Genomic DNA, 26,353 nt, shown 5'->3' on the forward strand with positions numbered 1-26,353 from the left:
CATGTTAATCATTCAGGCCGGTGGTCGGCAAGTCTGTGGAGAAATTTGTCTAGCGATAATCTCCGCTGATCGTGAAACTATTTAAAAAAGATAGGCAGGATAAGGGTTTGCACTAAGGTAAGGCCAACGACCATGACCCAGCCTCGGGCAAACATTTTTGGCCACTTTGACACATGCTCGGCGGCGCGCCACAAGCCAGTGAGCGACCAGACAAAGAACGCCAGCCAGATCGGTATCAACAGGAAGGATGCCCAGACATATCCCGCCACGGGCATAGTGCGAGATAACAGATGCCCCAAGGCGAACAGGGTTGCCCAGCCGCCGAGGTGAAAACCGAAAAAAGTCACTGCCAGTGGCAGCTCACCGCGCCACATTCGGCCTACATAGCTCATCACTTATACCCATCTCATGATTATTGCTCGGCAGGATAACAAAAATTAGGCGTTGGCCGTAGCTGCCTCGCTGTTTTTACAAAAGGGTTTGATACGGCGCAACAGTACAAACGCCGAAGGTACGAAGTAGAAGCTAAGTAGTGCCGTTAATGCAGTGCCACCGGCTATTGCCACTGCAAATGGTGGCCAGAAGCCTCCACCAGCTAACAGTAGTGGCATAAAGCCGCCTACGGTGGTGATGGTGGTGGAGCTGATGTGTCGGCTACAGCTTTGGACCGCATGACGGATAGCATCCAGATCCCCTGCCAGGGCTTGGGGGTCCGCTTTGAACTCCGCCAAAATGACAATGGCGGCGTTGATCGCTAAGCCCATTAAGCCGAGCAGTGCGATGATCACAGTAAAACCAAACGGGTAACCACCCAAGAAGACACTCAGTAATCCGAGTCCTGCGGCTTGGATGGCACTGAACAGGATCACTGTGGTCATGCGGAACGAGTTGAACGACACGACGATCACGGTGACTAGTAATATGCCAAGAAAACCAACATTAGCGAGCAGGTTGCCTACGGCTTTATTGCGCTTGGCGGACTCGCCACCATATTCGAATCGATAGCCTGCGGGTAGCTCTAGTTCCGCCTCTGCCAGACGTTGCTTAAATGCATTCAGTACCTCCGACGGCAGAATGTCTGCACGGAGATAGCCTTCGATAATATTAACCCGCTCGCCGTTACGATGGGGGATGGCACCACGGCTGGGTTTCAACGAAGCGGTGGCGATGGAGGTCAAAGCTATGGGGTGGGGGTGCTCTGGTGAGCTAAGGCGCAGTTCGGTCAGACGATGCAGATTACTACGCTGCTCACCACTGACACGTACTCGTACGGGGACAGATTCTGTGGTCTCTAATATTGAGCCGCGTACCGCCCCAGTCAGGCCGTTTTGTAGCTGGTTGGCGATCTGGGTTAAGGTTAGGCCGCTTAAGCGACTGCTATCTTCATCCACATTTAACCAAACTTTCGGCGTGCCAGGCTGCAGGGTGGCACGGGCATGGATCACTTGCGGAGTTTCCAGCATGATGCGTCGCGCCTGATCACCCAGAGTTTTCAGCGTATCGAGGTTGGGTCCATAGATCCTGAGCTCTACCGGAGCGTTAAATGGCGGCCCCTGCTCCAGCTTGCGCACCAGGATCTGCGCCTGTGGGAATAGATCATCAAGTTTGCGCTGTAATGCCGGGATTAATCGGTTAGCGGCATCCATATTCGTGGTGGTAACCATGGCCTGAGCATAGTTTTGCGCACCTTGTTGTCGCGGCACCATGTTGTAGTAAAAGCTGGGGGCATTCTCACCGATGAACCAGTGTAAATTCTTGATATCCTGCTCACCTGCGATGGCTGCTGAAACAGATTCTGCCACGCGAGTGGTAGCGTCAATACTCGCTTGGGCTGGCAGGTAAAGTTCGACCTGAAACATATCGCGGTCGGACGGTGGGAAAAACTGCTCGGTCAGTTTCGAGGCTGCGTAGAAGCCACTGAACGGCAGTATGGTCATCACCAGCAGGGTTAATACTGGCCGCTGCAGAGTCCAGCGCAATGATCGGTTAAACCACTGGCTGGTGCGGTGAAAAGCCAAGCCGTGTTGCCACCAATGGTGAGTCTCTTCACCGGCTCGGATAAAGCGTCCGGCTAATCCTGCCACCAAGGTGTGGGAGATAATGTAGGAGCCAATCAGCGACAAGATCACGCTGTAGGCAATACCTCCAACGAATTCGCCAGCGGGACCGGGCATCATCACGATGGGGCTAAATGCCAAAACAGTGGTGAGCGTGGAACCGAGTAGGGGGAGCCAGAAATGTTGTACCGATGCCTTGACCGCCGCGAGTGCGCTCATCCCCTTTTGCCGTCGCTGTTGGATCGCATCGACCATGACGATAGCGTTGTCGACCATGATCCCCAATGCTACGACCAGGCCTGTCACTGACATTTGATGGATCGGCAGGCCGATGTAGTTCATGCAGGTGAGGGTGAACATGACCGTCAGCGGCAATGCTGTTGCCACGATCATGGCTGCGCGGAAACCGAGGGTTAAAAACAGTACCAGAGAGATAATGACAAACCCTTCCAATACATTGAGCAGTAACTCCCCTAAACGCCAGTCGGTATATTCCTGCTGCTCGAACAGCATGGTGAGTTCGATATTGCCGGGTAACTGCTGTTTAAATTGAGCCAACTTGTCCCGTAGATCTTGGCTCCACAGGTCTACCCGCTCATTTGGCAACATGCGTGCCGCGACAACAATGCCACGTTCACCAGCCAGCAGTACCCGCTGGGCATCGGGTGATTGCAGTTGGCGGCTGATATCGGCCAGATCGCCGAGATGGTAAATAAATCCGCGCTGATCGCTGCGTAGCGGGATCTGCCGGATCCGCTCGAGGGAATCAAGGGCGCCGGTGAGTTCAACTTGGAGCTTGTTATGTTTATTGACTAGCTCGCCGGCGGATATTTTGGCATCAGCCGCACCGATCAGTTGGGCGACTTCGGCGGCGGAGTATTGCATTGCTGCTGCAGCATGGGGGTCTATTTCGACCAGGATCTCTTCCTGTGGTTGGCCGTAAAGCTCAACATAATCGGTACCGTGGAGGTTGCGCAGCTGATCTTGCAGTTCACGGGCGTAGCGTTGAACGATGGCGAGGTTAGTTTCTCCCTCACCTTGCCAGGTCAGCCCGATCAGCGTCGTGAACGCATAGCCTTTGTCATCATCCAGTCGTGGCGCGAGGGCGCCTTGTGGCAGTGAAAAAGCAACTTCGGCGATCTCGTCCCGTACCTGACTCCAGATAGGAGTGGAGTGGTAGATATCATCCCTAAGTTTTAGTTTGACGATGGAGATGCCGGGACGTGAGACACTGGTGATCTCATCCATTTCTGGCAGGGTGCGGAGTTTACTTTCCATCGGCTCGCTGATGAGCGCTTCAACCCGTTCCGCACTGGCACCTGGGTAGTGGGTAATGACACTGGCGTGACGATTAGTGATGCGCGGATCTTCGGTGCGTGGCAGTTGATTCAATGCCCCGAGTCCGGCAACGATTAAAAGCACGATGGCCAATGCCGTTAAGCGACCATTTTCGACCAATGTGCGGATCATTGTGCGGTCTCCGTGACCTGTGCAGTCAGTTCCACGTTTTGACCCGGTGCCAGACGATGCAAGCCTGCGGCGACGATAAGATCCTGATCAGTGACTGCGCCACTGACAAAAGCGTGAGTTTCATTGGCATAGAGCACGGCTACATCGCGTTTTTCTAAGCGGTAAACCTGATGGTCATCAGTGACCAGTAGATAAACATTCCACATGCCGCGGATGCCATCAGTAAGCGCAGTGAGTGGGATCCAGCACCCCTGCTTCTCAATGGTTTCTTTTAACTGTAAGTAAGCCAGTTGACCATTAACCACGCTGGCGTCGGCGGGCAGTGCGTATCTTAGTTGCACTGTGCGACTCACAGGGTCAACTTGGCCCCCCTGAGTCAGTAGCGTGGCAGTAAACGTTTGTTCGCCTACGCGCAGCGTCGGTTGTTTTTGCGCCAGCAGTTCCAGCAATCTGACCGGTACGCCAACTTTTACTTCCAGTGTGCCCTGTTGTAACAGTTCGAACGTGGCGAGCCCGGCGGCAACGACCTCTCCTTCGGATATCATCCGCTTATTGACGATGGCATCGAATGGGGCCAGCAGTTGCGCTTTGTCTAAGCGGCTTTGATTCGCTGATAAGCTGGCCTGTAGACGGGTGCGCCTTGCTGCGAGCGCATTGCGTTGTGTATGTAACTCTTCCAAGCTTTGGGTTGAAGCATAGCCTTTGGGTACCAAGGCTTCGACGCGTTTCAGGTTGCTGTCGATCAGCAGCATCTCGGCATCGATCTCGTTTAGTTGGGCTTGCAGTTCTTGGCGATTAATCTTCAACAGTTGGGTATCAAGCTGGGCGAGTAGATCGCCCGCTTTCACTCGATCCCCTTCATTCACTTCAATAGAGGCAATCTTGCCTGCCAGTTCAAAGCCAACTCGGGCTTCCTGATTGTTGCTGACGAGGCCGACAAACTGGCGTGGCACCTGATAGTGCGGCGCAAGCTTGATGGGATAAGCTTGCACTTTATGTCGGTAGGATGTCGCAGTTTCATCGGCAACAGAGGGGAGGCAGCCATTTAAGGTCGGCACGCTAATAGCGAGTAATAAAGCAAGGATGAGCGGTGGCGTCGAACCCATGGCTAACGTTCCTGCAGCAAGTAGTATAAAATGGACTATCTAGTCCAGTTTAAGTTAACTAAACTAGACTGTATAGTTTGATTTGTTATTTAGTGGTTAGAAATTTGTTCTATAGCGATAGGTAGAGGTAAGCAGGTGGCAGTAAAAGGGCGAAGTAAAAGTGAGCAGAAACGCTTACAAATATTAGATGCAGCCATCTCGCTGTTTACTGACTTGGGTTATGCCAATACCAGCATGGATAAGATAGCCGTGTTGGCCGGGGTCTCGAAACAAACGGTTTATAGCCACTTTGAGAATAAGGAGCAGCTGTTTGTCGCTGCGGTTGGTCAGAAATGCATTGCCCATGAACTTACCGATGTAGCATTTAATGTTGAACGGGATCTGCGGGAAACTCTGTTGCTGGTGGCGATCCGCTTCAACGAATTGATTCTGTCTGATGCTGCAGTTAAGACTTATCGCACCTGTGTGGCACAGGCGGAGACTCACCCGCAATTAGGAGAACTATTTTTCCAGGCTGGACCGAAGCGGGTAATTGCTGAAGTGACCAATTACCTCGAAAAAATGTGCCAGCGGGGGGCGCTGAAGATCGCTCATGTGCCGAATGCTGCTGTGCAGCTGCTGTTGATGGCGCAAAGCCGTGATCGTATGTGTGTGGAGCTAGGCTTAGCTCCAGTACAAACCGATGCTGAGCGACTGCAATACCTTACCTCTTGCGTCGACCTGTTTATACAGGGATATTGCGTTAACGAGGCTTAATGCAATACCCCTGAGTGCTGGTTGGGTCGGTTAAGGGCAAGGATTTGGATTTTGACTATGGATCTGCTCAATGCCCTTGAGCACCTCTTCTGACAACACCAACTCTATGCTGCTGATGTTATCTTGCAGCTGCGCCAGGTCAGTGGCACCAATAATATTACTGGCGACAAAGGGGCGACTGTTGATGTAGGCCAAGGCCATCTGTGCGGGATCCAGTCCGTGGGCTTTAGCTAGATCAACATAGGCCTGAGTTGCTTCGATACCTTTCGCGGTAAAATAACGGGCAAAACGTTTGTACAGCGTCATTCTCGCGCCCGTCGGCCAGTGATCGTCCAGATATTTCCCTGACAATGCCCCAAATGCCAGCGGTGAGTAGGCCAGTAGTTCTACTCCCTCACGGTGAGCAAATTCACCTAATCCCACTTCGAAACTGCGGTTGAGGAGGTTGTAAGGGTTCTGGATCGTGACTGTTCTGGGTAGATTGTGTTGTTCTGCCAGCTTCAGATACTGTGCCACACCCCATGGCGTTTCGTTGGATATGCCGATATGACGTACCTTGCCTTCGGCAACCAGTTCGCCAAGGGCCTGCAGTGTTTCCAGGATCGGTGTGGCATCTTCGTCAGCTTGTGGCACATAGCCAAGTTGACCAAAAAAGTTGGTTTGACGCTCTGGCCAGTGCACCTGGTAAAGATCGACATAATCGGTTTGTAAGCGTTGCAAGCTATCGGCTATCGCTTGCCGGATGTTGGCGCGGTCCAGTTTTAGATTGGCACGGATGTAATCACCAGGTCCGCCGGGGCCTGCCACCTTGGTTGCCAAAACCACCTGCTGACGGTTGCCGCGTGCTTTTAACCAACTGCCAATATGTGATTCGGTGCGCCCCTGTGTTTCTGGTTTGGGCGGTACGGGATACATCTCTGCGGTATCGATGAAGTTGACCCCCATCGCCAATGCTTTATCCAACTGTTGGTGAGCTTGTTGCTCACTGTTTTGTTCGCCAAAAGTCATGGTGCCTAAGCAGATCTTAGAGACTTTGAGATCGGTGTGAGCCAAGGTGTGATATCGCATTGATACTCCTTCGTCACCTGCTGTTTATGCAGTTTAGTGACCATTCGCTGATCGGATCAGTATGTGATTGCTTAAAGTTACCAGATGAGCGCGTGGTGTCATGGGCATTTTCAAAAAAAAATACGAAGTCGCGTGTTGACCGCTATACCATGCTGAAAAACATTAAATTTGTTTGGATTGTGTTGTAACAACGATGCAAAATGTTATCACGCTCGCCACTAGAGCGAGGTGGTTACTGGAGCTTTGAGTGGTACTCCAACAACATGTGAAATTTAATGAGAGATGACTATGCGTTTACATAAGGGAATAACCGTTGTTGCTGGATGTCTGCTGGCTACGAGCGTCGTTGCGGAAGAGCTGAATAATATGCCAATGAATGTTGGTGCATCTTTGCGCTATGCCGCGATGGACGGCGATCGTCAGTATCAAGGTAGTGATTATGATGATGGCCTGCTTGGTGGGTTATCCTTTGGCATGGATCCCTGGGAAGAGATCGGCTTACGTTTGCGAGCTGAATACGCGGACATGGACGTAGAAGGAGGCAAAGATGATGATGGCATGTGGTACGCCGCCGACGCACTGTTTTACTTCAATGAGAAGAAGCATTACATCATTACCGGTCTGGACTATATCGATCTAGATGACAGCAATACAGCGGTGCATTTAGGTATTGGCGGACGTCATTTTTTCAATGATGCCGTGGCGATGTCGGCAGAACTGATTGCTCACCAGGGCATTGATGAGAGCTTCACTGACTTTACCGTCGGTTTTGGCTTGGCTTACTACTTCGGGACACAGGCAGCGGTCGAGCCTACTGCAGCCCCAGAAGTTGCACCTGAGCCAGAGCCGGAACCAGAGCCAGTAGTCGTGGTTGCACCTAAAGACAGCGATGGTGATGGCGTTTATGATGCCGATGATCAGTGTGCTGATACGCCAGCGAGTTACGCCGTTGATGAAAGAGGGTGTACCCTCTATAAAGATGAAGTGGTCAGCAAAACATTGCTGGTGAACTTCGACAACAACAAAGCTGATGTGAAGGATGAATATCTGCCAGAGATAGAAGAGTTGGCTGAATTCATGAATCAGTATCCGCAGTTGACCGTGACGATTGAAGGTCACACATCCAGTGCTGGTGCCGCGGATTATAATCAGCAGTTATCAGAAAAACGTGCCAAAGCGGTTGCCGCTGAGTTGGTTGAGCGCTATTCCGTGCCTGCATCTCGCGTGAGCACCGTCGGTTACGGTGAGACTAAACCACTGAGTACAGAAAATAGTAAAGAAGCTGCGGCGGCGAATCGTCGTATTGTGGCTACGCTTACAGTGGTTGAAAAGAAAGAGATCGAGCGATAATCATAGCTCGTTGATAGCGGCCTTCGGGCCGCTTTGATTACGGGAGAGTCCTTGCGCCGTTATCTATTTATTTTGTTGGTTGCTGGCGGGATTTCATTACTGTGGGCAGCAGCGCCACTGGACTTTTCCTCCTTGTTGGCACACTTGCGGCAAGTCTATGGTGAGGAAGCTGAAGCCAGAGGCAAGGCTTGGCAGAGTGTCATCGAGCGCAGTCGTTCTCAGCCTCCTCTGATCCAATTAAAAGCGATCAATAATTTTTTTAACCAGATGAAATTTTCTTCCGACGAGTCCGTCTGGGGCGTCGAGGATTATTGGGCGACTCCGATTGAGTTTATTGGTCGGGGAGAGGGTGACTGTGAGGACTATACGATAGCTAAGTACTACAGCTTGATTGAGGCGGGCTTCCCTGCTGACAAGCTACGGCTTATGTATGTGAAAGCGGTGGAATACAATCAACATCATATGGTGTTGACCTACTATGAGCAGCGTGGTGCCGAGCCTTTGGTACTTGATAATATTGATCCGGTGATCCGTCCAGCCAGCGAACGTGACGATCTGATCCCTATTTATAGCTTTAATGCAGATTTTCTTTGGTTGGCCAAAGCGCGTAGCAGTGGCCAGCATGTGGGCAAGTCTGACCGAATTTCACTTTGGCGTGATCTTCAGGAACGTCATGCGCAGCAAGCCCAGAAGAATTAAGAGGAAGTAACGATGACCCTGTATCGTCAGGTATTTTTATTGCTGATCGTGACTATGCTGCTATCGCTCATTGCGGTGATGACTTTGAATCTTCGCTCTAATGCGAGCTATCTTGAGCAGCAGTTGTATGCCAATACCGATAGTACTGTGACCAGTTTGGGAATGCGTTTGGCGCCGCTTTTGCAGCCTTTAGATAGGGTGTCGGCTGAAAGTACGGTGAATGTGGCATTTGACGGTACTTTTCTGAAACGAATTGATGTCGAAATTTTTGCCGATGAGTCGCATATTACGCGCGTGAGAGACGATATTGATGAGGGGGTGCCTGAGTGGTTTATCTCGCTTTTCAGTATTCCACCGGTGGTAACACAGGCGCCGTTAACATTAGGTTGGAACGAGGTTGCTTTGCTCACCGTTGAAGGCCATCCTGGTACCGTTTATAAACAGCTTTGGACACTGATGCGTGAACTGTTGATGGTCTATGGTTTGTTGTTTACCTTATTAGCCTTATTTACTGCAGTGGCACTCCGCTGGTTGATCAGACCGCTGCGACAGATCGAACATCAAGCACATGCCATCGAGCAGAAAGATTTTGAATATCGAATCCCATTACCGTCAACCCGCGAATTTCGCCGGGTAGTTATCGTACTGAATCAATTAACGGCACTGTTGAAAAGCCGCTTTTTAGAAAGTGCCCGCCAATTGCAGGAAGTTCGCGGCAAGCTGTTAACCGATGCCGATTCCGGACTGATGACGCGACAAGCGTTACTGGATGCGGTGACGTTGCGGCAGGAGCAGAGTGAGCAAGGCGTGTTGGTGCTGATCCGAGTCGGCAATTTGGATAGTATTCGTAAGCAGGAAGGGTTTCCAAAGTGGCGCGCGTTGTTAGCCAGTATCCATGAGCTGCTTATCTCCCATTTTTCTAATACCGCAGGAGAAAGCTCTCTGCTGGTGGGGCGACTCTCTTCCGAAGAGTTTGCACTGCTGCTAGATAGCGATGCTCTCTCTTATCCGCAGGAACAGCTCCAAGGGGTGTGTGATGACCTGAACTCGCTTGCCGTTGTTGATAGCCACCTCAAGCTCGATTGCCAAGCTGCCGGTCTACTTTTCAACGAACAGTCATTACCACAGTTATTGACTCGTCTTGATGAGCAACTTCGAGGCACTGCTGGGTTGGTTCAGCGCGCCTCTTGGATTGAATCTGATGCGCCGCTAGAGGTTCTGCGCACAGCAGAGCAGTGGCTGGCATTACTCCGCTCTCAACTCTCGCAACAGGCGCTGGCACTGCGTTGGCAACCTGTTGTTGGACGCTCGGGAGAGACGCTGCAGAAGGAAGTATTTACCAGCGTTAAAGATGAGCAGGGTCAATCACTGCATGCAGGGCTTTTCGTGCCGGTGATAGAGCAGTTTGAGCTTGGTGGTGAGTTGGACCTGGCGGTCGTGCAGTCGGTGTTAATGTCACCAGAGAAGAGTGTGCCCACCGCGATTAACTTATCCCTTTCAGCCATGAGGGATACCCGATTTATCGGTGCTTTGTCTAAGTTCGGTGCAGACGTGAAGGAAACGGTACTATTTGAGTTGTCAGAGTTAAATCTGCTTAGAGAGCAGGAGACGGTTGTTAGTTTTGCGGCAGTATTACGACAGCTGGGGTATCGCTTTGGGGTGGATCAATTAGGCGCCAGTGGCCTCAATTTGGACTATCTGCAGGGGTTAAGACCTGATTATGTCAAACTCGCACCTGCTTTGTGTCGCGATGACGATGAGTATGGAGAGCTGCTAACGGCCGTCGTCAATACGGTCAGCAGTCTCGGTATTCCTATCTATGCAACCGCCGTGGAAACTCTGGAGCAAGCAGAGCGTCTTTGGGGAAGGAATATTGCCGGTGTTCAAGGCTATCTCACTGATAAATAGCTGACAGCTTATCGTCAAAACTGAAAAAGCCGACAAGTGTCGGCTCTTTACTTTTGGAAGCATTACGAATTTAGGATTGGGCGTCGTTTGTCACTGGCTTTTCTGTGCCTTAGTTATTCTTCGACTAAGGTTTCGCAGCGAAAATGCCCACGCCCCTCTTTCCCCAACAGCTCTGCTAACAGAGGTAGGCATTGCTGCATCTCCTGCATTAGTGTCCAAGGCGGGTTGATTATTATCATGCCTGCCGCGGTCATGCCAAAAGTCTCAGTGTCTTTACTCTGTCCAAGTTCGAATAGTTGGATATTACGGATACCGCTGGCGACTAGCTCAGCTTCCATCTTGTTGATACGTTCTCGCGCAACGACGGGGTACCAAAGAGCATAACATCCTGTCGCAAAGCGGCGGTTTGCTTTGATCAGGGTGGTGATGCAACGCTGATAATCCTCTTTCAGTTCATAAGGAGGATCCATTAAAACCACGGCGCGTCGTTCTAGCGGCGGCACTTTGGCGATAAGCCCCTGAAAACCATCCGACTGCTCGCAGCGTATGCGCCTATCTTCCTGACAGTGGTCGCTTAAGATCTTATAGTCTGTAGGGTGCAACTCGTATAGCCAGAGCTTGTCCTGACGACGCAATATCTGCTGCGCGATAGTTGGCGAACCAGGGTAGCGAATGAGTTCTTTGCTGCCGTTAAAGGCGCGTATCTCTTCTAAATAGCTCTGCAGGGATTCGGGCAATCCCTCAATCTGCCATAGGCGTTGGATACCATCCTGGTACTCTTGAGTTTGCTGTGCGTGACCACTACTTAATTCATAGCCTCCGGCACCGGCGTGGGAGTCTATGTAGCAAAAGGGTTTATCTTTTTGACAGAAGTAGTTGAGGATCCGTACTTGCACCAGATGCTTCAAGACATCGGCGTAATTACCGGCATGAAAAGAGTGGCGATAGCTGAGCACAGTGGGCTCCTGCGAGACAAAACATTTGAACGCGAGAATATCGTAAAAACGGTGTAATAGATAACTTATTGGTCTAACCCTTGTCCGGTTTATGTTGTCAAAAAGCTATGCTGTTTTGATTGGTCTGTCGGAATTTGGAGTGAGGTCTTGATTCCCTACAGGAGAGCAACTGATACAGTGCGAATGGGTGATTCGAAATGGTGAATAAACAACATAAGACCAACAGGAAGATAGCGCAGAGCCATTCTCCAGCGGTAATACGGCCGAAAAGATCCGCGATCAGTATGCATGAGGGGGTGGCGGATTGGTGCGACTGTTGTGTCTGTGAAGCGGAGCCCTATTGGGCGGAAGTGGCAGACGAATTAGGAATAAGCCTTAGCGACTATGAAGATGACGGTGTCTAAACCGTCATCTTCATCTGGTCTACTTCGGCTCGGCTGACCAGCTATAAGCTTGATGCTCTCTGGTGCCCTCTGGCGTGCAAGACCAGCAAAGGTTGGTTTTACAGTTTGCGCAACGAGGATTAACCCATAGCTTCTGGGTGGCTTTTTTCGTTTTTTGAAAAGCCAATACGAGTACAGCGGCAACAACACAGACCACAAACGGGGTTAGTACAACGGTTAAAAGCTGGGTAGGCGCATCCATGATAATTCCTTTCTTCAGTTTATAAACTGAGCACTAGATGTTCGTAATTTGTATACATATTAACTGGCCTGACCAGGTGGGTATTGATCTGGGTCAAGGTATGACCAGCTGGTACGATGAGCTAATCAGTTGATTAGTATTTGTGTTGTAAAAAAACAACATTACGCCCGTTGTCATTGTGTTGTGGCTGGTTGGGCTACTTTCTTGTTGGTGAAGCCATGCCACTTTTTTCCCATTGGCTAAGGTGCTGTTGAAACTCTTTTGCCCATTGCTGGGTTTCTTCATGAACCAGTGATTGAGTATCTGTGAGAAATTGGTGTACTTCTTCGAGCGGCTTGTCTGTCGTGTTGAGAACCTTTATTCGCTGCCAGTCAAAGCAGAACTGTTGTTGCCTCTGCCTTAGCTTTTGTTCAGTCAGCGTGTAACGGATCCACCCGCTGGTGTAGCCGGCAAATTTATCTAGTGCAACTAGGAGCGCAGCGACCGCTAATGCGACACTGGACCAGGCGGCATGTAACCACTCTGATTGCGCAAACATTGGCAGTGTTGAAAGCATCGGGATGATCCCTGCCATTGTTGTACTCATGATGGCTCCCAGCCTGGTACTTAAGGCCGCACGCTTTTTGACTGCGATACGTTTGAGGTACCATTCGCGAAAACCATCACAGCGTCGATTGGCATAATGAAATAGTTGCGATAGTGCTTGTGCCGACTGCTCTTCTGTTGTCCATTGCAGATCTTCGGGAAAGCCCATGCTATTGATAGTTTTCAAGAATAGTTTCCTTGCGTAGCCTGTTGCTAATGGCCGAGCATTATTTTCCTTGGCCATTGGCAGCATAAATAAATTATTTGAAGAGTTATAGGTGTTTGGTTAAAAAGAGTTTTAATTACAGAGGTAGGAAGGAACATGCCCTATGTCCATCTTATTTATACAAGTGATTAGCATATGAGCCCGCTGTTCGATTATTTATCAGGCGTGTCTGCTTGTTGCCGCAGCAGGGTAGGGATATCGAAGAGTTCAAACTTGTTTTGCGCTAATGCTTCTCGATATTGGACGCTTTGGTCATTTTCTGTTTGAGATATCTGTGTCCCTAAAATTCTCACGTGGGACTCATTCATCAGTTGTTGTAACTTGCTGCGCTCAAAAATGCCAAGGACTTCGCCTGCTAGCGCAAAGGTTTCTGCCCGTGCTTTTTCCACCGACGCATCTTGCTGTAACCGTTTGAGTTCGAAGGTGGCATCGAAAAGACCTTCTAAGATCTCAACATAACGTGCTCGTTGAGATGCGGTAACCTGCTCTTGTCGACCCATGCTGACTCCTCTGAACTGATTAAAATATGATGGCGGGAACCTTGTGCAGGTAACCGTGAGGAAAGTCGCATTCTGGAAGATCCATCAATTACAAGCGGTTGGAGGAGAGCAAATATTGCTTAGCGCATCGATAGAGCACTGATAAGCATGAAGACCGCAGTCATCTAAGGGCAAAAGCAACAAAGCCTGAGCAGTCAGAAACTGTTCAGGCTTTGTAATATATGGTGGCCCCTCCCAGACTTGAACTGGGGACCTAACGATTATGAGTCGTGTGCTCTAACCAACTGAGCTAAGGGGCCTAATTTTTATCTATCGCTGATGTCGTCCATCCATGGAGTGCCTTCCTGTCGGCATCCATGCCTCCACCTCAGTTGACTGCGTTATGTCACTGACATAACGATTCTACTTCGCCCAACTGAGCTAAGGGGCCTAATTTTTTATACATCCATAAGATGTAAAAGCGGCAGCAATTTTATGACTTGCTGCCGCTCCTGTCTAGCTTTGTGACACTAACAATAACTAACTATTATTCAGTTGGTTATTATTCGTCCAAGAAGCTGCGAAGAACTTCTGAACGGGAAGGGTGGCGCAGCTTACGCAGTGCCTTGGCTTCGATTTGACGAATACGCTCACGAGTAACATCAAACTGTTTGCCAACCTCCTCAAGGGTATGGTCGGTATTCATATCGATACCGAAGCGCATACGCAGTACTTTTGCTTCGCGGGCAGTCAGACCAGCCAGCACTTCATGGGTTGCGCCTTTCAGGCTTGCCATGGTGGCTGAATCAGACGGCAACTCTGTCGTGCCATCTTCGATAAAATCACCCAGATGCGAATCTTCATCGTCACCAATAGGCGTTTCCATCGAGATCGGCTCTTTTGCGATCTTCAGTACTTTGCGGATCTTATCTTCCGGCATCAACATGCGTTCGGCTAGCTCTTCCGGGCTAGGCTCACGACCCATCTCCTGGAGCATCTGGCGAGAGATACGGTTTAGTTTGTTGATGGTCTCGATCATATGCACCGGGATACGGATAGTCCGTGCCTGGTCAGCAATTGAACGAGTGATTGCCTGGCGGATCCACCATGTTGCATAAGTTGAAAACTTATAGCCACGACGGTATTCAAACTTATCCACGGCCTTCATCAAACCGATATTACCTTCTTGGATTAAATCCAAGAACTGCAAGCCACGGTTGGTGTATTTCTTCGCAATTGAAATAACCAAACGCAAGTTAGCTTCAACCATCTCTTTCTTCGCACGACGGGCTTTGGCTTCACCAATGCTCATACGGCGGTTGATATCTTTAATGATGGTGATGCTCAGGCCTGTTTCTTCTTCAACCTGTTTCAGCTTCGTTATGCTGCGAAGGATGTCGTCACGTTCCTCTTCGAGGACTGGACTCCAGGCTTTACCGACAGCAATTTGCGCATCTAACCATTCAACAGATGATTCGTTACCACTAAAGGTCTGGACGAATATCTTCTTCGGCATAGAGGCTTTAGCAATACACAGCTTCATTAGGAGGCGTTCTTGAGTACGAACGCGATCCATCATGTTACGCATGCTGGCAACGATCTTGTCGAACTGCTTAGGCACCAAGCGGAACTGTTTGAAGAACTCGGATAACTCAGCGAGGGCAGCTTTGGCCGCTTTTGTATCGCGGGCTTCAGAACTTAAGACGTCCCGAGTTTTATCGTGCATCTCACGCAGCTGGGAAAACATCTCACGCGCTTCTTCAGGATCCGGGCCGGTTGGACCTTCCTCTTCATCGTCGTCATCGTCGTCTTTATCGTCTTCATCTTCGTCATCAAGGTCATCTTGAGACAGGTCTGAACCGACGTGAGTGGCCGCTGGAGCCACATCTTCTGCATTGGGATCGATAAAACCGGAGATGATTTCAGCCAGGCGCATTTCACCGGCTTCAAACTGGTCAAACTGATCTAACAGATAAGTGATGGCTGCTGGATATTCAGCGACCGAGCTTTGTACGGTGTAGATACCTTCTTCGATCCGTTTGGCGATCTTAATTTCGCCTTCGCGGGTGAGCAGCTCCACGGTACCCATTTCACGCATATACATGCGGACAGGGTCTGTGGTGCGTCCCAGCTCAGAATCGACCGTGGCGAGTGCTTGTGCAGCAGCCTCCGCGGTATCTTCGTCCGTTGAACTGTTTTCGTTGAGTATCAGTGTGTCAGCGTCTGGGGCGGTTTCATAAACCTGAATTCCCATGTCGTTGATCATACTGATGATATCTTCGATTTGATCTGAATCGACGATATCTGCCGGCAGGTGGTCATTGACCTCAGCATAGGTCAGATAGCCTTGCTCTTTGCCTTTGGCAACGAGGAGTTTTAGTTGAGACTGCGGGGTCTGCTCCATATACTCTCTTGGACCTTCTTGATGTGATACCGCGCTTAACTGATGGGCACGAAAGCCCTACAGTATAACCTGTTGCTTATTCGCCCGCTAGGGCGTTGTTTCTATCTGCTGACGTTCTCGCAGCAATTGTTGAAGCTCTTGCTTCTCTTCGGCGGAAAGCCGATTTTCTCTGGCTCTAGCCAATAATAGCTCTGTACGCTGCTCAACGAACATATTTAGCAGCTTTTCTAACGTGTCGAAAAAGTGTGGCTCGCACGACTCTTCGTCCACATGGAGTTCCCAGCTGGCTAACTTAGCCAGGCTGCTGTACTCCGGAGTCTCTCGCCAGCGCTCCAATAAACGGGCGGTAGTAAGAGGCTCAGCAATGGTCTGCTCAATTAGCCTTTTTAATAACGGCACGCCGGGCATGGTGATATCAGCAAAGGCGTCGATCCCATGTAATGCTTTGACCTGTTCTGTTTGTCCGAGTTCAGGGTGTTGTAGCAGTGTGGCGATAGCCGTACGGACCGGCGTCCTCTTGTGTTGCGGTTGTGTTTTCTTGTCTGCATCTTCGAGTAAGCGCTCAAGTTTTGCTCTTGGCATTGCTAGCCGCTGGCATAGGCGGTCTGTCATCATCTCGCGCATGATACCATCAGGCATCTTACTGATAAGTGGTGCGGCTAAGTTGGCAAACTTGGCACGCCCCTCTTGCTGCTCCATATCGACTCGCGCCGTTAACTGTTGGAATAAGAAATCAGCCATGGGTTGCGCATCATCGATAATCTGTTCGAAGGCAGCTTTGCCTTGCGCTTGCACTAATGAATCAGGATCTTCACCATCGGGTAAAAAAACAAAACGGAGCTGAATGCCATCTTTGAGCAGTGGCAGTGCATTTTCGAGTGCCCGCCAAGCGGCTTCTCGGCCTGCGCGATCGCCGTCGTAACAGCAGACGACTTTGTCCGTCAGTCTGAATAGGGTTTGCAGCTGTTCGCGGCTGGTGGCTGTGCCAAGTGAGGCCACTGCATAATTAATCTCATATTGTGACAGCGCCACCACATCCATATAGCCCTCAACAATCACCACCTGTTTTGGCTTTCGCTCGGCTTCTTTGACTTGAAACAGGCCATATAGCTCAAGACCTTTATGGAACAGTGGGGTTTCTGGACTGTTGAGGTATTTCGGTGTGCCATCGTCGATAATACGGCCACCAAAGCCTATCACTCGGCCACGCTTGTCGCGGATTGGGAACATAACGCGATCACGAAAGCGGTCGTAACGGCGTTTATTATCATTCTCAATCAGCATACCCAGCGACAGCAGTTGTTCCTGTTGCTGTGCTGTATGACCAAACGCTTTAAACACGCCATCCCAATCCGCAGGAGCGTAGCCGATCTCCCAATCACGGGCGGTTTCGCCGCTGAGGCCGCGTTGCTTAAGATACTCGACGACTTTTTTGCTATTTGGGTTTTGTCTGAGTTGAGCCTGGTAAAAACGCGCCAGCTGCTCCATTAACTCGTAGCCGTCGCGTTTCTGCTCGGCACTGGCCTGCTTTGCCTGCGGGCTTTTGCCGCTGCGCTGTTCGCGTGGCACCTCTAGGCCCATTTGCCCGGCGAGTTCGTCAATCGCATCAACGAACTCGAGGCGTTCATACTCCATGATGAAGTCGATGGCGTTGCCATGGGCACCGCAACCGAAGCAGTGATAAAACTGTTTGTCTTGGCTGACGGTGAAAGAGGGGGTTTTTTCGTTATGAAATGGACAGCAGGCACCATAATTCTTACCGGCTTTTTTTAGACGTACACGGCTATCTACCACTTCGACTATGTCGGTGCGGGCAAGCAGATCGTCTATAAACTCGCGGGGAATGTGTCCAGCCATCAATTTCCGACTATTGCTTTTGTTTCAGACAAGTAGAAACGCAACAAGCCGTGCCCTGGGGCACGGCTTGTTAACAGATTTTTGGGTAACTCAAAGATCAGGCTGTTAGCTGTGCTTTAACCTGCGCACTAACGGGGCCCATTTCGGCACGCCCCTGAATCTTAGGCTTGAGTATTCCCATTACCTTACCCATGTCTTGCATCCCACTGGCGCCTGTCGCATCAATTGCTTGAGCTATCAGTGCTTGGATCTCGTCCGCGGAAAGCTGTTGCGGCAGGAAAGCTTCGATCACACTGATCTCTGAACGTTCAACTGCTGCTAAATCTTCACGACCAGCGGATTCAAATTGACTGACGGAATCTCTGCGCTGCTTAACCATTTTGGTTAAGACCGCGATAACTTCGTCATCGGACAGCGTAGTCTGACCATCAATTTCCCGTTGTTTCACCTCAGAGAGGATCATCCGGATAGTGCCTAAACGAACCTTATCTTTGGCGCGCATGGCATCTTTTTGATGTTCTTTTAGCTGTACTACCAATTCACTCATGGGGGTATAAACCTTTTAACCGCTGCTTAGTACAGACGGGTGCGACGTGCATTCTCACGGAACAACTTTTTAGCGTGACGCTTAACAGCCGCAGCTTTTTTGCGCTTACGCTCAGAAGTTGGCTTCTCGTAGAACTCGCGACGACGAACTTCAGACAATACGCCTGCTTTTTCACAAGAGCGCTTGAAACGACGCAGCGCTACGTCAAAAGGTTCGTTCTCGCGTACTTTAATTACTGGCATGTAACTCTCACCTCAGAAACTGGATCATCAGAATAATCTGAAACGCGGTACGAAATTTGACCGCCGTTTAAAAATGGTGCGGAATTCTAATCTGATCGACACCACAAAGTAAAGTGACATCTAGACTGTTTTTGTTGGTAGGGGGCAGGTAAAATTCCTGTTCGTTATATTTGTCCCTATTTATAAGGCCTTAATTGCATGCGTGTGCTGGGTATTGAAACCTCTTGTGATGAAACTGGTATAGCGATCGTTGACGATCATGCTGGCTTGATCGCTAACCAATTGTACAGTCAAGTTAAACTGCATGCAGATTATGGTGGAGTCGTGCCTGAGCTGGCATCCCGCGATCATGTGCGCAAGATCGTTCCCTTGATCCGTGCCGCGATGGCAGAAGCTAACTGTAGCGCAGATGATATTGATGGCGTGGCATTTACCCGAGGTCCAGGCTTGGTTGGTGCGTTATTGGTGGGGGCTACGGTGGGTAGGTCTTTGGCCTACAGCTGGAATGTGCCTGCGGTTGGTGTGCATCATTTAGAAGGTCATCTTTTGGCGCCGATGCTGGAAGAGAATGTGCCTGAGTTCCCGTTCGTGGCGTTGCTTGTGTCTGGCGGGCATACCCAGCTGATCCGTGTTGATGGTATTGGTCAGTATGAGTTGTTAGGCGAATCGATAGATGATGCTGCGGGCGAGGCATTTGATAAGACGGCGAAGTTAATAGGTTTGGATTACCCCGGCGGACCGTTACTGGCGAAGATGGCCGAGGCTGGTACTCCCGGTGTGTTCAAGTTTCCCCGCCCGATGACCGACAGGCCAGGGTTGGATTTTAGTTTTAGTGGCTTGAAGACTGCTGCCGCTACGGCGATCCGTGCTGCTGATGCCAGTGATCAGACCAAGGCTGACATTGCTCATGCCTTTCAGCAAGCGGTGATAGATACCGTGGCAATTAAGTGCCGTAGAGCGTTAGAGCAAACACAGCTTAAACGTCTGGTCGTGGCGGGAGGCGTGAGTGCTAATCTGGAGCTACGTCGGCAGTTGGCTGAGTTGATGGCAGAGCGCCAGGGCGAAGTGTTTTATCCCGCGCCACAGTTTTGTACCGATAATGGTGCGATGATTGCCTATGCCGGATTACAGCGATTGAAAGCAGGGGAAACTCAGCCTTTGTCGGTAACGACTCGTCCGCGTTGGCCACTGGAAGAGCTCACTTCCATTTAATTCGGGTAGTTTAGGACTGTTCGCTGGTTGAGCCTTTTTCCCAGATCTTTTTTTCTGTACCAGCCAGTAGGCGGCTGATGTTTTGGTGATGCCGCCACAACATCAGCAGGGCCAGCATGGCAACTGGGAGCGTGTAAAGTGGTTTAATCCAATACACAAACAGCGGAGATAAACTGATGGTGACAATAGATGCGAGTGACGAATAACCGCTGGTGCGGATCACTAGGCCCCAGGTAATCACCAGCAGTGCTCCCAAATCCAAGCCTATGGGCAACAGCGCACCGAATGCCGTTGCCACACCTTTGCCGCCACTAAATTCAAAGAAGCAGGGGTACATATGGCCGATACAAGCGGCAACAGCGATTACGCCAAGCCAAATCGCAGGTAGTTGCAGGAAATAGGAGCCCCATACGGGGATGGTACCCTTGAGCATATCAGCAAGCAGGGTGAGCACCGCGGGAACGGCACCTCCGAGACGATAAACATTGGTAGTACCGGGGTTTTTGGAGCCTTCAGTACGAGGATCGGGTAAACCAAATAATCTGCAAACCAATACGGCACTACTGACGGAACCCATCAGGTAGGCGCTAATCACCATGATGATGCAGAGTATTTCAGTCAATGTTCCCTTCCTGTTTTGAATGCGAAACTAGCTCAGAGCTTCGCGACCCAGAGCGAGAATGCTAGCATACGCGAGGGTCGTCCATAGGGTGATTCGACCACCAGTTGGCAAATGGATCAAGAAATATGACAGATTTAGTATTAATTCAGGGATTGCGCATAGACACGGTGATCGGTGTTTATCAGTGGGAAAAAGAGATTTGGCAGACCTTAGTACTGGATCTTGAACTCGCTTGTGATGTAGCCCCTGCCGCTGCCGCCGACGATATTCAGCAGGCGCTCGATTACGCCGCGATTAGCGACAGATTAACTGCGTACGTGTCAGCAATGCGAGTGGAGCTGATTGAGACGGTGGCAGAGCGTTGTGCAACGTTGTTGCTGGAAGAGTTTGCCGTGGTTGGCGTTAGACTCACGGTTAATAAACCGGGGGCGGTTCCACAGGCAGAATCTGTTGGTGTGCGAATTGTTCGTGGTCAGGGGTTCTAATGGCTCGGATCTTTGTTGGTATCGGCAGTAACGTCGATTCGGCTAATAACATAGTGAAAGCAGTTGCTGCGTTGCAACAACAGTTCCCAGATCTTCGTTGCTCTCGGGTATTTGAAAGCGAAGCAGTTGGTTTTGTCGGGGATAACTTTTACAACTTGGTAGCCGAGTTTTCATCGCCGCTTACTGTCGTAGCCATCAGTGAATGTCTCAAACAAATAGAGCTGTCACTGGGGCGCACCATTGATGCCAAGAAGTTCAGCCCGCGAACCGTGGATATTGATCTGTTACTGTTTGACCATCTGGTGACCGATACTCCTGTGGTGCTGCCTCGAGCTGAAATTCTATTCAATGCGTTCGTGCTCTGGCCGCTATCGGAACTGGCACCATTATTGACCCATCCGGTTGATGGCCGCAGCTACGCCGAGCTGTGGCAAAGTTATGATGGCAGCCAGCAGTTGTGGCCAATTGATTTGGTATTGCAAAAATAGTGTTAGATGCGTCACGTTTTCCTGATAGGATCGGCCAAAGCTAAGATCTATAGAGGCGGTTGTTGTTGTGAGTACATTGGAAGTTATCATTCTGGCTTTGATTCAGGGATTGACCGAGTTTCTCCCTATTTCATCTTCTGCACACCTTATTCTCCCATCAGCCATTTTAGGATGGAATGATCAGGGGTTAGCATTTGATGTGGCAGTGCATGTCGGTACTTTATTGGCGGTTGTTATCTATTTCCGCGACGAAGTTTGGCGCATGACGCAAGACTGGTGTGGATCGGTCATTGGGCGCGGTCTTACCACTGAAGCGCAGCTAGCTTGGTCTGTGGTACTGGCTACCATACCTGCTGGCCTGTTTGGTTTAATGGCTGGCGACTTGATTGAAGTGTTGGCTCGCAGTGCGGCTGTTATTGCAGCAACGACCATTGTATTTGGTTTGTTGCTTTGGTGGGCAGACATTAAGGCGAAACTGGTTTTAGATGAGTATGCAGTTGGCTGGAAGAAAGCGCTGATCATTGGCTGTGCGCAGGCATTAGCTTTAATTCCAGGTACTTCTCGTTCAGGCATTACCATTACCGCCGGCCTGATGTTGGGGTTAACTCGCGAAGCGGCGGCTCGTTTCTCTTTTCTAATGTCTATCCCGGTGATCTTTTTGGCGGGTGGCTTACAGACCAAAAAATTGGTTGAAGCAGTTGAGCCGGTGCAGTGGGATCAGATAGCGTTGGGTACAGTGATTTCATTTTTTGCTGCCTACGCTTGTATCCATGTATTTTTAAAGCTGGTTAGCCGTATGGGTATGTTGCCCTTTGTGATCTATCGACTGGCTCTTGGTCTGTTGTTAGTTGGTTACCTGATTTGGTAGGGATGTCGTGTTGACAGGCTTGCTAATCCAGGTAGCGGATAGATCAAGTTAGAATGAAAGCCGTTAGCGTCAGTTAGCGGCTTTTTTTAATCACGATGGTTAACCATGGCTTGAAAAAGAGCGGCTTCACCACGAAGTTCCGCGAGTACCTGTTTGGCTTTGGCGGAGCCTCGCTGTTGGCGGAGAAAGCCCTCTGGATCTGGGTGACCGGTGGCCTCCTCCAGCTTCGCGAGGCATGCCTCATACTCCCGCTGAGATCGATAGCGCTTATGTAATAGCTTTTTCATCGCCTGACGCGTGGAATATTTACCTACATCAGTTTCGAACCACCACATGTCTGTTTAAACTCCCGCCCAATGTATTGCTTTTACTGGTTATAGCAGCTGAGCCGGCGTTCGGAATGGAAGTTCGATGAAGGTTTTTTTACAACTACTCCTTTAGAGAGAGGGATTGACCACCTGCTGTGCAATAGCTTGCTGCCGCTCACGTTTTACCGCTTCCCGGATCTCCGCACCTTTGTATCCCTGACGGGCTATTTCACCTGGATTAACACTCAGAGCGGCTTGATGCGCCTGACGGAAAAGACCGGCCTGGGGGTATGGCCGGTGTTCAAACTCTGTGCGTCCTTTAAAGTCGGCTTCACAGGCTTGTAAAAAATACTCAAAACGTTCCGGCTTGCGCCAAACATCCATGGCATCAAGGACTTTTAGCAGGGTCTTTGGCCGTAGGGTATCGGCTTTATGGCAATGGGTGTGGTATTCACAAACCAATAAGGCTAATTCGCGGCAGGCGGTGGGGACTTTCAATGCTTGGCTGAGCTCGGTAACCAGCGCTAAACCAGTTTTTTCATGGCCTCGGTGGCTTGGCCACTGATCCGGCGGCGTTAACCCTTTGCCCAGATCATGACAGAGTGCGGCGTAGCGAACCTCCAAGCTTCTGTTAGCCAAGGCGGCTTGCTCCAATACCATCATGGTATGGATGCCTGTATCGATCTCAGGATGCCATTTCGGCGGATTAGGTACTCCCCAAAGCGCCGCTACAGCGGGCATTAAACACTGCAGGGCACCCGCTTCTCTTAGTATTTCAAAGTAACAGGCCGGGTTGGGGCCCATCAGCGCGCGCTCGGTCTCTTTCCATATCCGCTCGGCAACTAAATGCGCCAATTCGCCGTTGGCGGCCATTTTTTGCATTAAGATCATGGTTTCATCTGCGACAGTGAAACCCAATGCAGCGTAGCGTGCGGCAAAGCGTGCGACCCGCAATACGCGTAAAGGATCTTCGGCAAAAGCCGGAGATACGTGCCGTAGTAGCCTGTTCTGCAGATCTTCCTGACCGCCATAGGGATCAATTAGACTACCGTCTTCTGCTTCAGCGATCGCATTGATGGTGAGATCTCGGCGTAGCAGGTCCTCTTCCAGGGTCACTTCTGGACTGGCATGACAGATGAAACCTGTATAACCATGGCCTGACTTGCGCTCTGTTCGGGCGAGGGCATATTCCTGTTTTGTTGTCGGGTGTAAAAAGACCGGAAAATCGGCGCCCACAGCCTGATAGCCCGCGGCCAGCATCTCTGTTGAGGAGCTGCCGACAACCACAAAATCTTTGTCTTGTACCGGGATCTGTAACAAGCGGTCTCTTACCGCTCCACCCACTAAATAAATCTGCACCTGTGACCGCTTTCAAAGTTCCATCATAGGATCATTATATCGAGGCCTCTCAATGGGCGCATCGTTTTGACATCATTCGGTGAAAGTCTTAACTTGGGCGCTACTGGCAAATTGCCCTTGGATACCCGACAACTCTCATGTACACAGGATTTTTTGCGCTCAGGGAAAACCCCTTTTCAATCGCGCCCAACCCACAATACCTCTATATGAGCGATCGCCATCGTGAAGCGCTTGCTCATTTAATGTTTGGTTTGGGGGAAACTGGCGGTTTCGTATTACTGACAGGCGAGGTGGGCACAGGTAAAACCACCGTCTCCCGCTGCTTGATGGAGCAGCTGCCTGCGCAGACGGAAACAGCGTTTGTTCTCAACCCCACATTGACCGAGCATGAATTGCTGGCAACTATTTGCGATGAATTTCATGTTCAATACCCATCGCAGCCAACACTCAAGCAGCTAACAGATACCATTCATCAACACCTGCTTCGCAATCACGAGGCGGAAAAAACCACCGTATTGATTATTGATGAGGCGCAACACCTTCGTCCGGAAGTGCTGGAGCAATTGCGATTACTCACCAATTTAGAAACTCATACCAAAAAGCTTTTACAGGTGATTTTAATTGGTCAGCCGGAACTTCAAGAGCTGTTGCAACGCAAGGAGCTCCGTCAGTTAGCACAGCGGATCACCGCGCGTTATCATCTGTTGCCGTTGACCGAACATGATGTGGCCAACTATGTGGCACATCGTCTGCAGGTTGCTGGCAGTAGCCACCCCTTATTCACTAAACGTGCTGTTAAAAGATTGCATCAATTGAGTGGCGGCATTCCTCGAGTGATCAACTTGCTTTGCGATCGCGCTCTGCTTGGTGCTTATAGTAAAGGGCAGCAGCGTGTTGACCACCACCTGATCAGTAAGGCTGCCTCTGAAGCTTTGGGTTTACCGGGACATGCCGAGTCTGGTGGCATCGCCCGTTGGCCTGGCTATTTGGCGATTGGTGGCACCTTGGCGGCCCTCGTTGTGGCATTGACTTGGTTGGCTCTGCAATTTGGGGATACCGACAGTGATGCTGTGCCAAGGCCCGTGCAGCCTGCATTGGCGGCTGAGAGTGATGAGCGGCTGGATGATTTGGAAGGTGCCGAACCTGCTACTGAGATGCAGCTAGATCTGCCTTCGAAACGCTTATTGGCTTCTATGTTTGAACAAAGCCGGGAGATAGAAGACGCCTTCGCTGTGGTGTTTAATGAGTGGGACAAATCTCTGATGACAGGGATTGATGCCTGTGAACAGGCAAAACAGAATGATTTAGCCTGTTACTGGAAGCAGGGTAGTTTACATGGCTTGTTACACCTAAACCGACCTGCGGTGGTGCGTCTCATCGATGATACCGGTGAGGTTGCTTATGGGGCGATGCTAGGGTTTAAAAATGGTTTGCTGAAGTTAGTTATCGCTGGCAACGAGCTGGAAGTCAGCGAACGTTGGTTTGAAAGGTATTGGAAAGGCTCTTATGCCGTTCTCTGGCAGCCACCGGTCGGATATGTTGGCCCCATAGGTTGGAGTGCCAAAGGCGCGTCAGTGCAATGGCTGGAAACCTCTTTGGGGTTGCTACAGGGCGAACGTCCGCGCAGGTTAGATGGTTTTGATTCAATGTTAGGTGAACGGATCCGCCGTTTTCAACGTGAACAGCGTCTGGAAGCCGATGGTATTGCGGGAGTGCAAACTCTGATCCGTCTGAATCAGATGCTGCAACTTGAAGCGCCAACATTAATGAAAGAGGCCGGCTGATGTCTTATATATTGCAGGCGTTAAAGCGCTCCGAAAATGAACAGAAGACGCCAGAGTTGCCCGGTATCAGTACCGAGCAAAGCAGTGACATGATGTTTATTGAAGAGACGCAAACCACGCCTGTGTGGTTGCCAGTGCTGGTGGGCGCAACGATTGTCAGTATCGCAGTACTTGGTGGCATGTGGGTGATGTTAAAGATAGCGCAGCCTTTGCCATCGCTACCTGAAACTGAGGTGACTGCTGTTGTGGCGCCTGCAGAAGTGCCTATCGTGGAAGAAACTGTGCCAGCGATAGCCGATGAAGCGACCGATATGCGGATCCTCGGTAAGCGAGAAGTGGCTAAAGTTAAGCCGTCAGGCAGTTGGCCACCGCAAGAGATGCAGCCGCGCCCGGTGGTGACTGCACCGGCTAAACCTGCGTCTGCTCCTACCGCTTTGCCACCCGAGCCGGCACCAGCGATTAGCTTAGATCTGGAAACGCCTGTGGCGGCTGTTGTTGAGCAGCCACCTGGCGATAACACAGAACCATTAGCTCAGCTAGAAGAAGAGGAGTTGATGGCGCGTTTTCAGGCCGCCATTGCTGCGACGCAGGATATGAATGATACGGGGCTGGATCCGATGATGGCGCAGCCGGTGCCCATGTTGACGGAGAAATCGCAAGCGTTACAGGATGCCGTCCCCAGCTTGAGCTTTAGTCAGCATATCTACTCTTCAGACGCTTCTAAGCGTTGGGTGAAAGTTAACGGCCAAACCGTCCATGAAGGGGAGACTGTAAGTGAGGATCTGGTGCTTGAGCGCATCGACCCGCAATCAGTAGTGATGTCTTTACACGGCTATATGTTTAGCTTGCCAGCACTGACCGATTGGTAATAT

Annotated in this window: 26 protein-coding genes and 1 tRNA gene; 11 read left to right on the plus strand and 16 right to left on the minus strand. The window is 50.5% G+C overall.

The annotated features are described in order from the left end of the window. Window positions 1-77: 77 nt before the first annotated feature. Genes DU002_RS04335 through DU002_RS04345 form a run of 3 tightly spaced genes read right to left on the minus strand, consistent with a single transcriptional unit; the run spans window position 78 to window position 4,633 of the window. Complete coding sequence (locus DU002_RS04335; RefSeq protein ID WP_114337134.1) at window positions 78-392, minus strand: hypothetical protein; 315 nt, start codon at window positions 390-392, stop codon at window positions 78-80. Between the two features lie 45 nt (window positions 393-437). Further along, window positions 438-3,527 carry an efflux RND transporter permease subunit gene (locus DU002_RS04340; protein WP_114337135.1) on the minus strand — a complete coding sequence of 1,030 codons (3,090 nt, stop codon included), beginning with the start codon at window positions 3,525-3,527 and terminating at the stop codon, window positions 438-440. Next, window positions 3,524-4,633, minus strand: coding sequence for an efflux RND transporter periplasmic adaptor subunit (locus tag DU002_RS04345; RefSeq protein WP_114337136.1), 1,110 nt, complete (start codon window positions 4,631-4,633; stop codon window positions 3,524-3,526). Before DU002_RS04345 ends, DU002_RS04340 begins: the two co-directional genes overlap by 4 nt. Before the next feature lie 135 nt (window positions 4,634-4,768). Between DU002_RS04345 and DU002_RS04350 the strand changes: the two genes are divergently transcribed. After that, window positions 4,769-5,389 (plus strand): TetR/AcrR family transcriptional regulator, encoded by a 621-nt coding sequence (locus tag DU002_RS04350; protein WP_114337137.1) that lies wholly within the window; start codon window positions 4,769-4,771, stop codon window positions 5,387-5,389. 30 nt (window positions 5,390-5,419) lie between these two features. Here DU002_RS04350 and DU002_RS04355 read toward each other — a convergent pair whose 3' ends face one another. Further along, window positions 5,420-6,457 (minus strand): NADP(H)-dependent aldo-keto reductase, encoded by a 1,038-nt coding sequence (locus DU002_RS04355; RefSeq protein WP_114337138.1) that lies wholly within the window; start codon window positions 6,455-6,457, stop codon window positions 5,420-5,422. A gap of 288 nt (window positions 6,458-6,745) precedes the next feature. On the opposite strand from DU002_RS04355, the gene DU002_RS04365 reads away from it, so the two are divergent. From DU002_RS04365 to DU002_RS04375, 3 genes are read left to right on the plus strand one after another with little or no spacing between them, the layout of a single operon-like run. Beyond that, window positions 6,746-7,807: an OmpA family protein gene (locus DU002_RS04365; protein ID WP_158537958.1), complete on the plus strand. Its 1,062-nt coding sequence runs from the start codon at window positions 6,746-6,748 to the stop codon at window positions 7,805-7,807. Window positions 7,808-7,858: 51 nt separating this feature from the next. Then, window positions 7,859-8,506, plus strand: a complete 648-nt coding sequence (locus tag DU002_RS04370; RefSeq protein ID WP_114337141.1) for a transglutaminase-like cysteine peptidase — start codon at window positions 7,859-7,861, stop codon at window positions 8,504-8,506. Between the two features lie 12 nt (window positions 8,507-8,518). Further along, complete coding sequence (locus DU002_RS04375; RefSeq protein WP_114337142.1) at window positions 8,519-10,414, plus strand: EAL domain-containing protein; 1,896 nt, start codon at window positions 8,519-8,521, stop codon at window positions 10,412-10,414. 113 nt (window positions 10,415-10,527) lie between these two features. Here DU002_RS04375 and DU002_RS04380 read toward each other — a convergent pair whose 3' ends face one another. After that, complete coding sequence (locus DU002_RS04380; RefSeq protein WP_114337143.1) at window positions 10,528-11,370, minus strand: 23S rRNA (adenine(2030)-N(6))-methyltransferase RlmJ; 843 nt, start codon at window positions 11,368-11,370, stop codon at window positions 10,528-10,530. A gap of 197 nt (window positions 11,371-11,567) precedes the next feature. Between DU002_RS04380 and DU002_RS04385 the strand changes: the two genes are divergently transcribed. Further along, window positions 11,568-11,774, plus strand: coding sequence for a hypothetical protein (locus tag DU002_RS04385; protein WP_114337144.1), 207 nt, complete (start codon window positions 11,568-11,570; stop codon window positions 11,772-11,774). 19 nt (window positions 11,775-11,793) lie between these two features. Here the strand turns inward: DU002_RS04385 and DU002_RS04390 are convergent, their stop codons facing one another. The 8 genes from DU002_RS04390 to rpsU all read right to left on the minus strand — a co-directional run bounded on the left by DU002_RS04390 (window position 11,794) and on the right by rpsU (window position 18,355). Then, window positions 11,794-12,015, minus strand: a complete 222-nt coding sequence (locus tag DU002_RS04390) for a hypothetical protein (protein WP_114337145.1) — start codon at window positions 12,013-12,015, stop codon at window positions 11,794-11,796. A 196-nt stretch (window positions 12,016-12,211) separates the two neighbouring features. Continuing rightward, a complete protein-coding gene (locus tag DU002_RS04395; RefSeq protein ID WP_131414232.1) occupies window positions 12,212-12,787 on the minus strand; it encodes an SLATT domain-containing protein in 576 nt (191 codons plus the stop codon). Between the two features lie 191 nt (window positions 12,788-12,978). Continuing rightward, the gene (locus tag DU002_RS04400) at window positions 12,979-13,326 is read right to left on the minus strand and encodes a hypothetical protein (protein WP_114337147.1); all 348 of its coding nucleotides are present in this window, start codon (window positions 13,324-13,326) and stop codon (window positions 12,979-12,981) included. A gap of 222 nt (window positions 13,327-13,548) precedes the next feature. Beyond that, window positions 13,549-13,625 (minus strand) — tRNA-Ile (locus DU002_RS04405). Window positions 13,626-13,867: 242 nt separating this feature from the next. Continuing rightward, entirely contained in the window at window positions 13,868-15,709 is a 1,842-nt protein-coding gene (rpoD, locus tag DU002_RS04410; protein ID WP_114337148.1) for an RNA polymerase sigma factor RpoD, read from the minus strand. An 87-nt stretch (window positions 15,710-15,796) separates the two neighbouring features. Then, window positions 15,797-17,566, minus strand: a complete 1,770-nt coding sequence (dnaG, locus tag DU002_RS04415; RefSeq protein WP_114337149.1) for a DNA primase — start codon at window positions 17,564-17,566, stop codon at window positions 15,797-15,799. Between the two features lie 97 nt (window positions 17,567-17,663). Further along, window positions 17,664-18,113 carry a GatB/YqeY domain-containing protein gene (locus DU002_RS04420; protein WP_114337150.1) on the minus strand — a complete coding sequence of 150 codons (450 nt, stop codon included), beginning with the start codon at window positions 18,111-18,113 and terminating at the stop codon, window positions 17,664-17,666. Window positions 18,114-18,139: 26 nt separating this feature from the next. Next, the gene (rpsU, locus tag DU002_RS04425) at window positions 18,140-18,355 is read right to left on the minus strand and encodes a 30S ribosomal protein S21 (protein WP_114337151.1); all 216 of its coding nucleotides are present in this window, start codon (window positions 18,353-18,355) and stop codon (window positions 18,140-18,142) included. A 198-nt stretch (window positions 18,356-18,553) separates the two neighbouring features. Here rpsU and tsaD point away from each other — a divergent pair, with 198 nt between their 5' ends. Beyond that, window positions 18,554-19,567: a tRNA (adenosine(37)-N6)-threonylcarbamoyltransferase complex transferase subunit TsaD gene (tsaD, locus tag DU002_RS04430; protein WP_114337152.1), complete on the plus strand. Its 1,014-nt coding sequence runs from the start codon at window positions 18,554-18,556 to the stop codon at window positions 19,565-19,567. A gap of 10 nt (window positions 19,568-19,577) precedes the next feature. Here the strand turns inward: tsaD and plsY are convergent, their stop codons facing one another. Further along, the gene (plsY, locus tag DU002_RS04435) at window positions 19,578-20,180 is read right to left on the minus strand and encodes a glycerol-3-phosphate 1-O-acyltransferase PlsY (protein ID WP_233496429.1); all 603 of its coding nucleotides are present in this window, start codon (window positions 20,178-20,180) and stop codon (window positions 19,578-19,580) included. Window positions 20,181-20,314: 134 nt separating this feature from the next. Between plsY and folB the strand changes: the two genes are divergently transcribed. From folB to DU002_RS04450, 3 genes are all read left to right on the plus strand, one after another. Continuing rightward, the gene (folB, locus tag DU002_RS04440; RefSeq protein ID WP_114337154.1) at window positions 20,315-20,674 is read left to right on the plus strand and encodes a dihydroneopterin aldolase; all 360 of its coding nucleotides are present in this window, start codon (window positions 20,315-20,317) and stop codon (window positions 20,672-20,674) included. Further along, the gene (gene folK / locus DU002_RS04445; protein WP_114337155.1) at window positions 20,674-21,162 is read left to right on the plus strand and encodes a 2-amino-4-hydroxy-6-hydroxymethyldihydropteridine diphosphokinase; all 489 of its coding nucleotides are present in this window, start codon (window positions 20,674-20,676) and stop codon (window positions 21,160-21,162) included. Before folB ends, folK begins: the two co-directional genes overlap by 1 nt. A gap of 67 nt (window positions 21,163-21,229) precedes the next feature. Continuing rightward, window positions 21,230-22,030, plus strand: coding sequence for an undecaprenyl-diphosphate phosphatase (locus tag DU002_RS04450; RefSeq protein WP_114337156.1), 801 nt, complete (start codon window positions 21,230-21,232; stop codon window positions 22,028-22,030). Window positions 22,031-22,116: 86 nt separating this feature from the next. Here DU002_RS04450 and DU002_RS04455 read toward each other — a convergent pair whose 3' ends face one another. After that, window positions 22,117-22,365, minus strand: a complete 249-nt coding sequence (locus DU002_RS04455) for a hypothetical protein (protein WP_114337157.1) — start codon at window positions 22,363-22,365, stop codon at window positions 22,117-22,119. Window positions 22,366-22,467: 102 nt separating this feature from the next. Further along, window positions 22,468-23,697: a multifunctional CCA addition/repair protein gene (locus tag DU002_RS04460; RefSeq protein ID WP_114337158.1), complete on the minus strand. Its 1,230-nt coding sequence runs from the start codon at window positions 23,695-23,697 to the stop codon at window positions 22,468-22,470. A gap of 137 nt (window positions 23,698-23,834) precedes the next feature. On the opposite strand from DU002_RS04460, the gene DU002_RS04465 reads away from it, so the two are divergent. Both DU002_RS04465 and DU002_RS04470 read left to right on the plus strand, forming a co-directional pair. After that, on the plus strand, window positions 23,835-25,481 hold the full coding sequence (locus tag DU002_RS04465) for an ExeA family protein (protein ID WP_114337159.1): 1,647 nt from the start codon (window positions 23,835-23,837) through the stop codon (window positions 25,479-25,481). After that, window positions 25,481-26,350 carry a general secretion pathway protein GspB gene (locus DU002_RS04470; protein WP_114337160.1) on the plus strand — a complete coding sequence of 290 codons (870 nt, stop codon included), beginning with the start codon at window positions 25,481-25,483 and terminating at the stop codon, window positions 26,348-26,350. The genes DU002_RS04465 and DU002_RS04470 overlap by 1 nt, the downstream gene beginning before the upstream one ends. The last annotated feature ends 3 nt before the right edge of the window (window positions 26,351-26,353 follow it).

This window comes from Corallincola holothuriorum, assembly GCF_003336225.1.
Lineage (GTDB): Bacteria > Pseudomonadota > Gammaproteobacteria > Enterobacterales > Neiellaceae > Corallincola > Corallincola holothuriorum.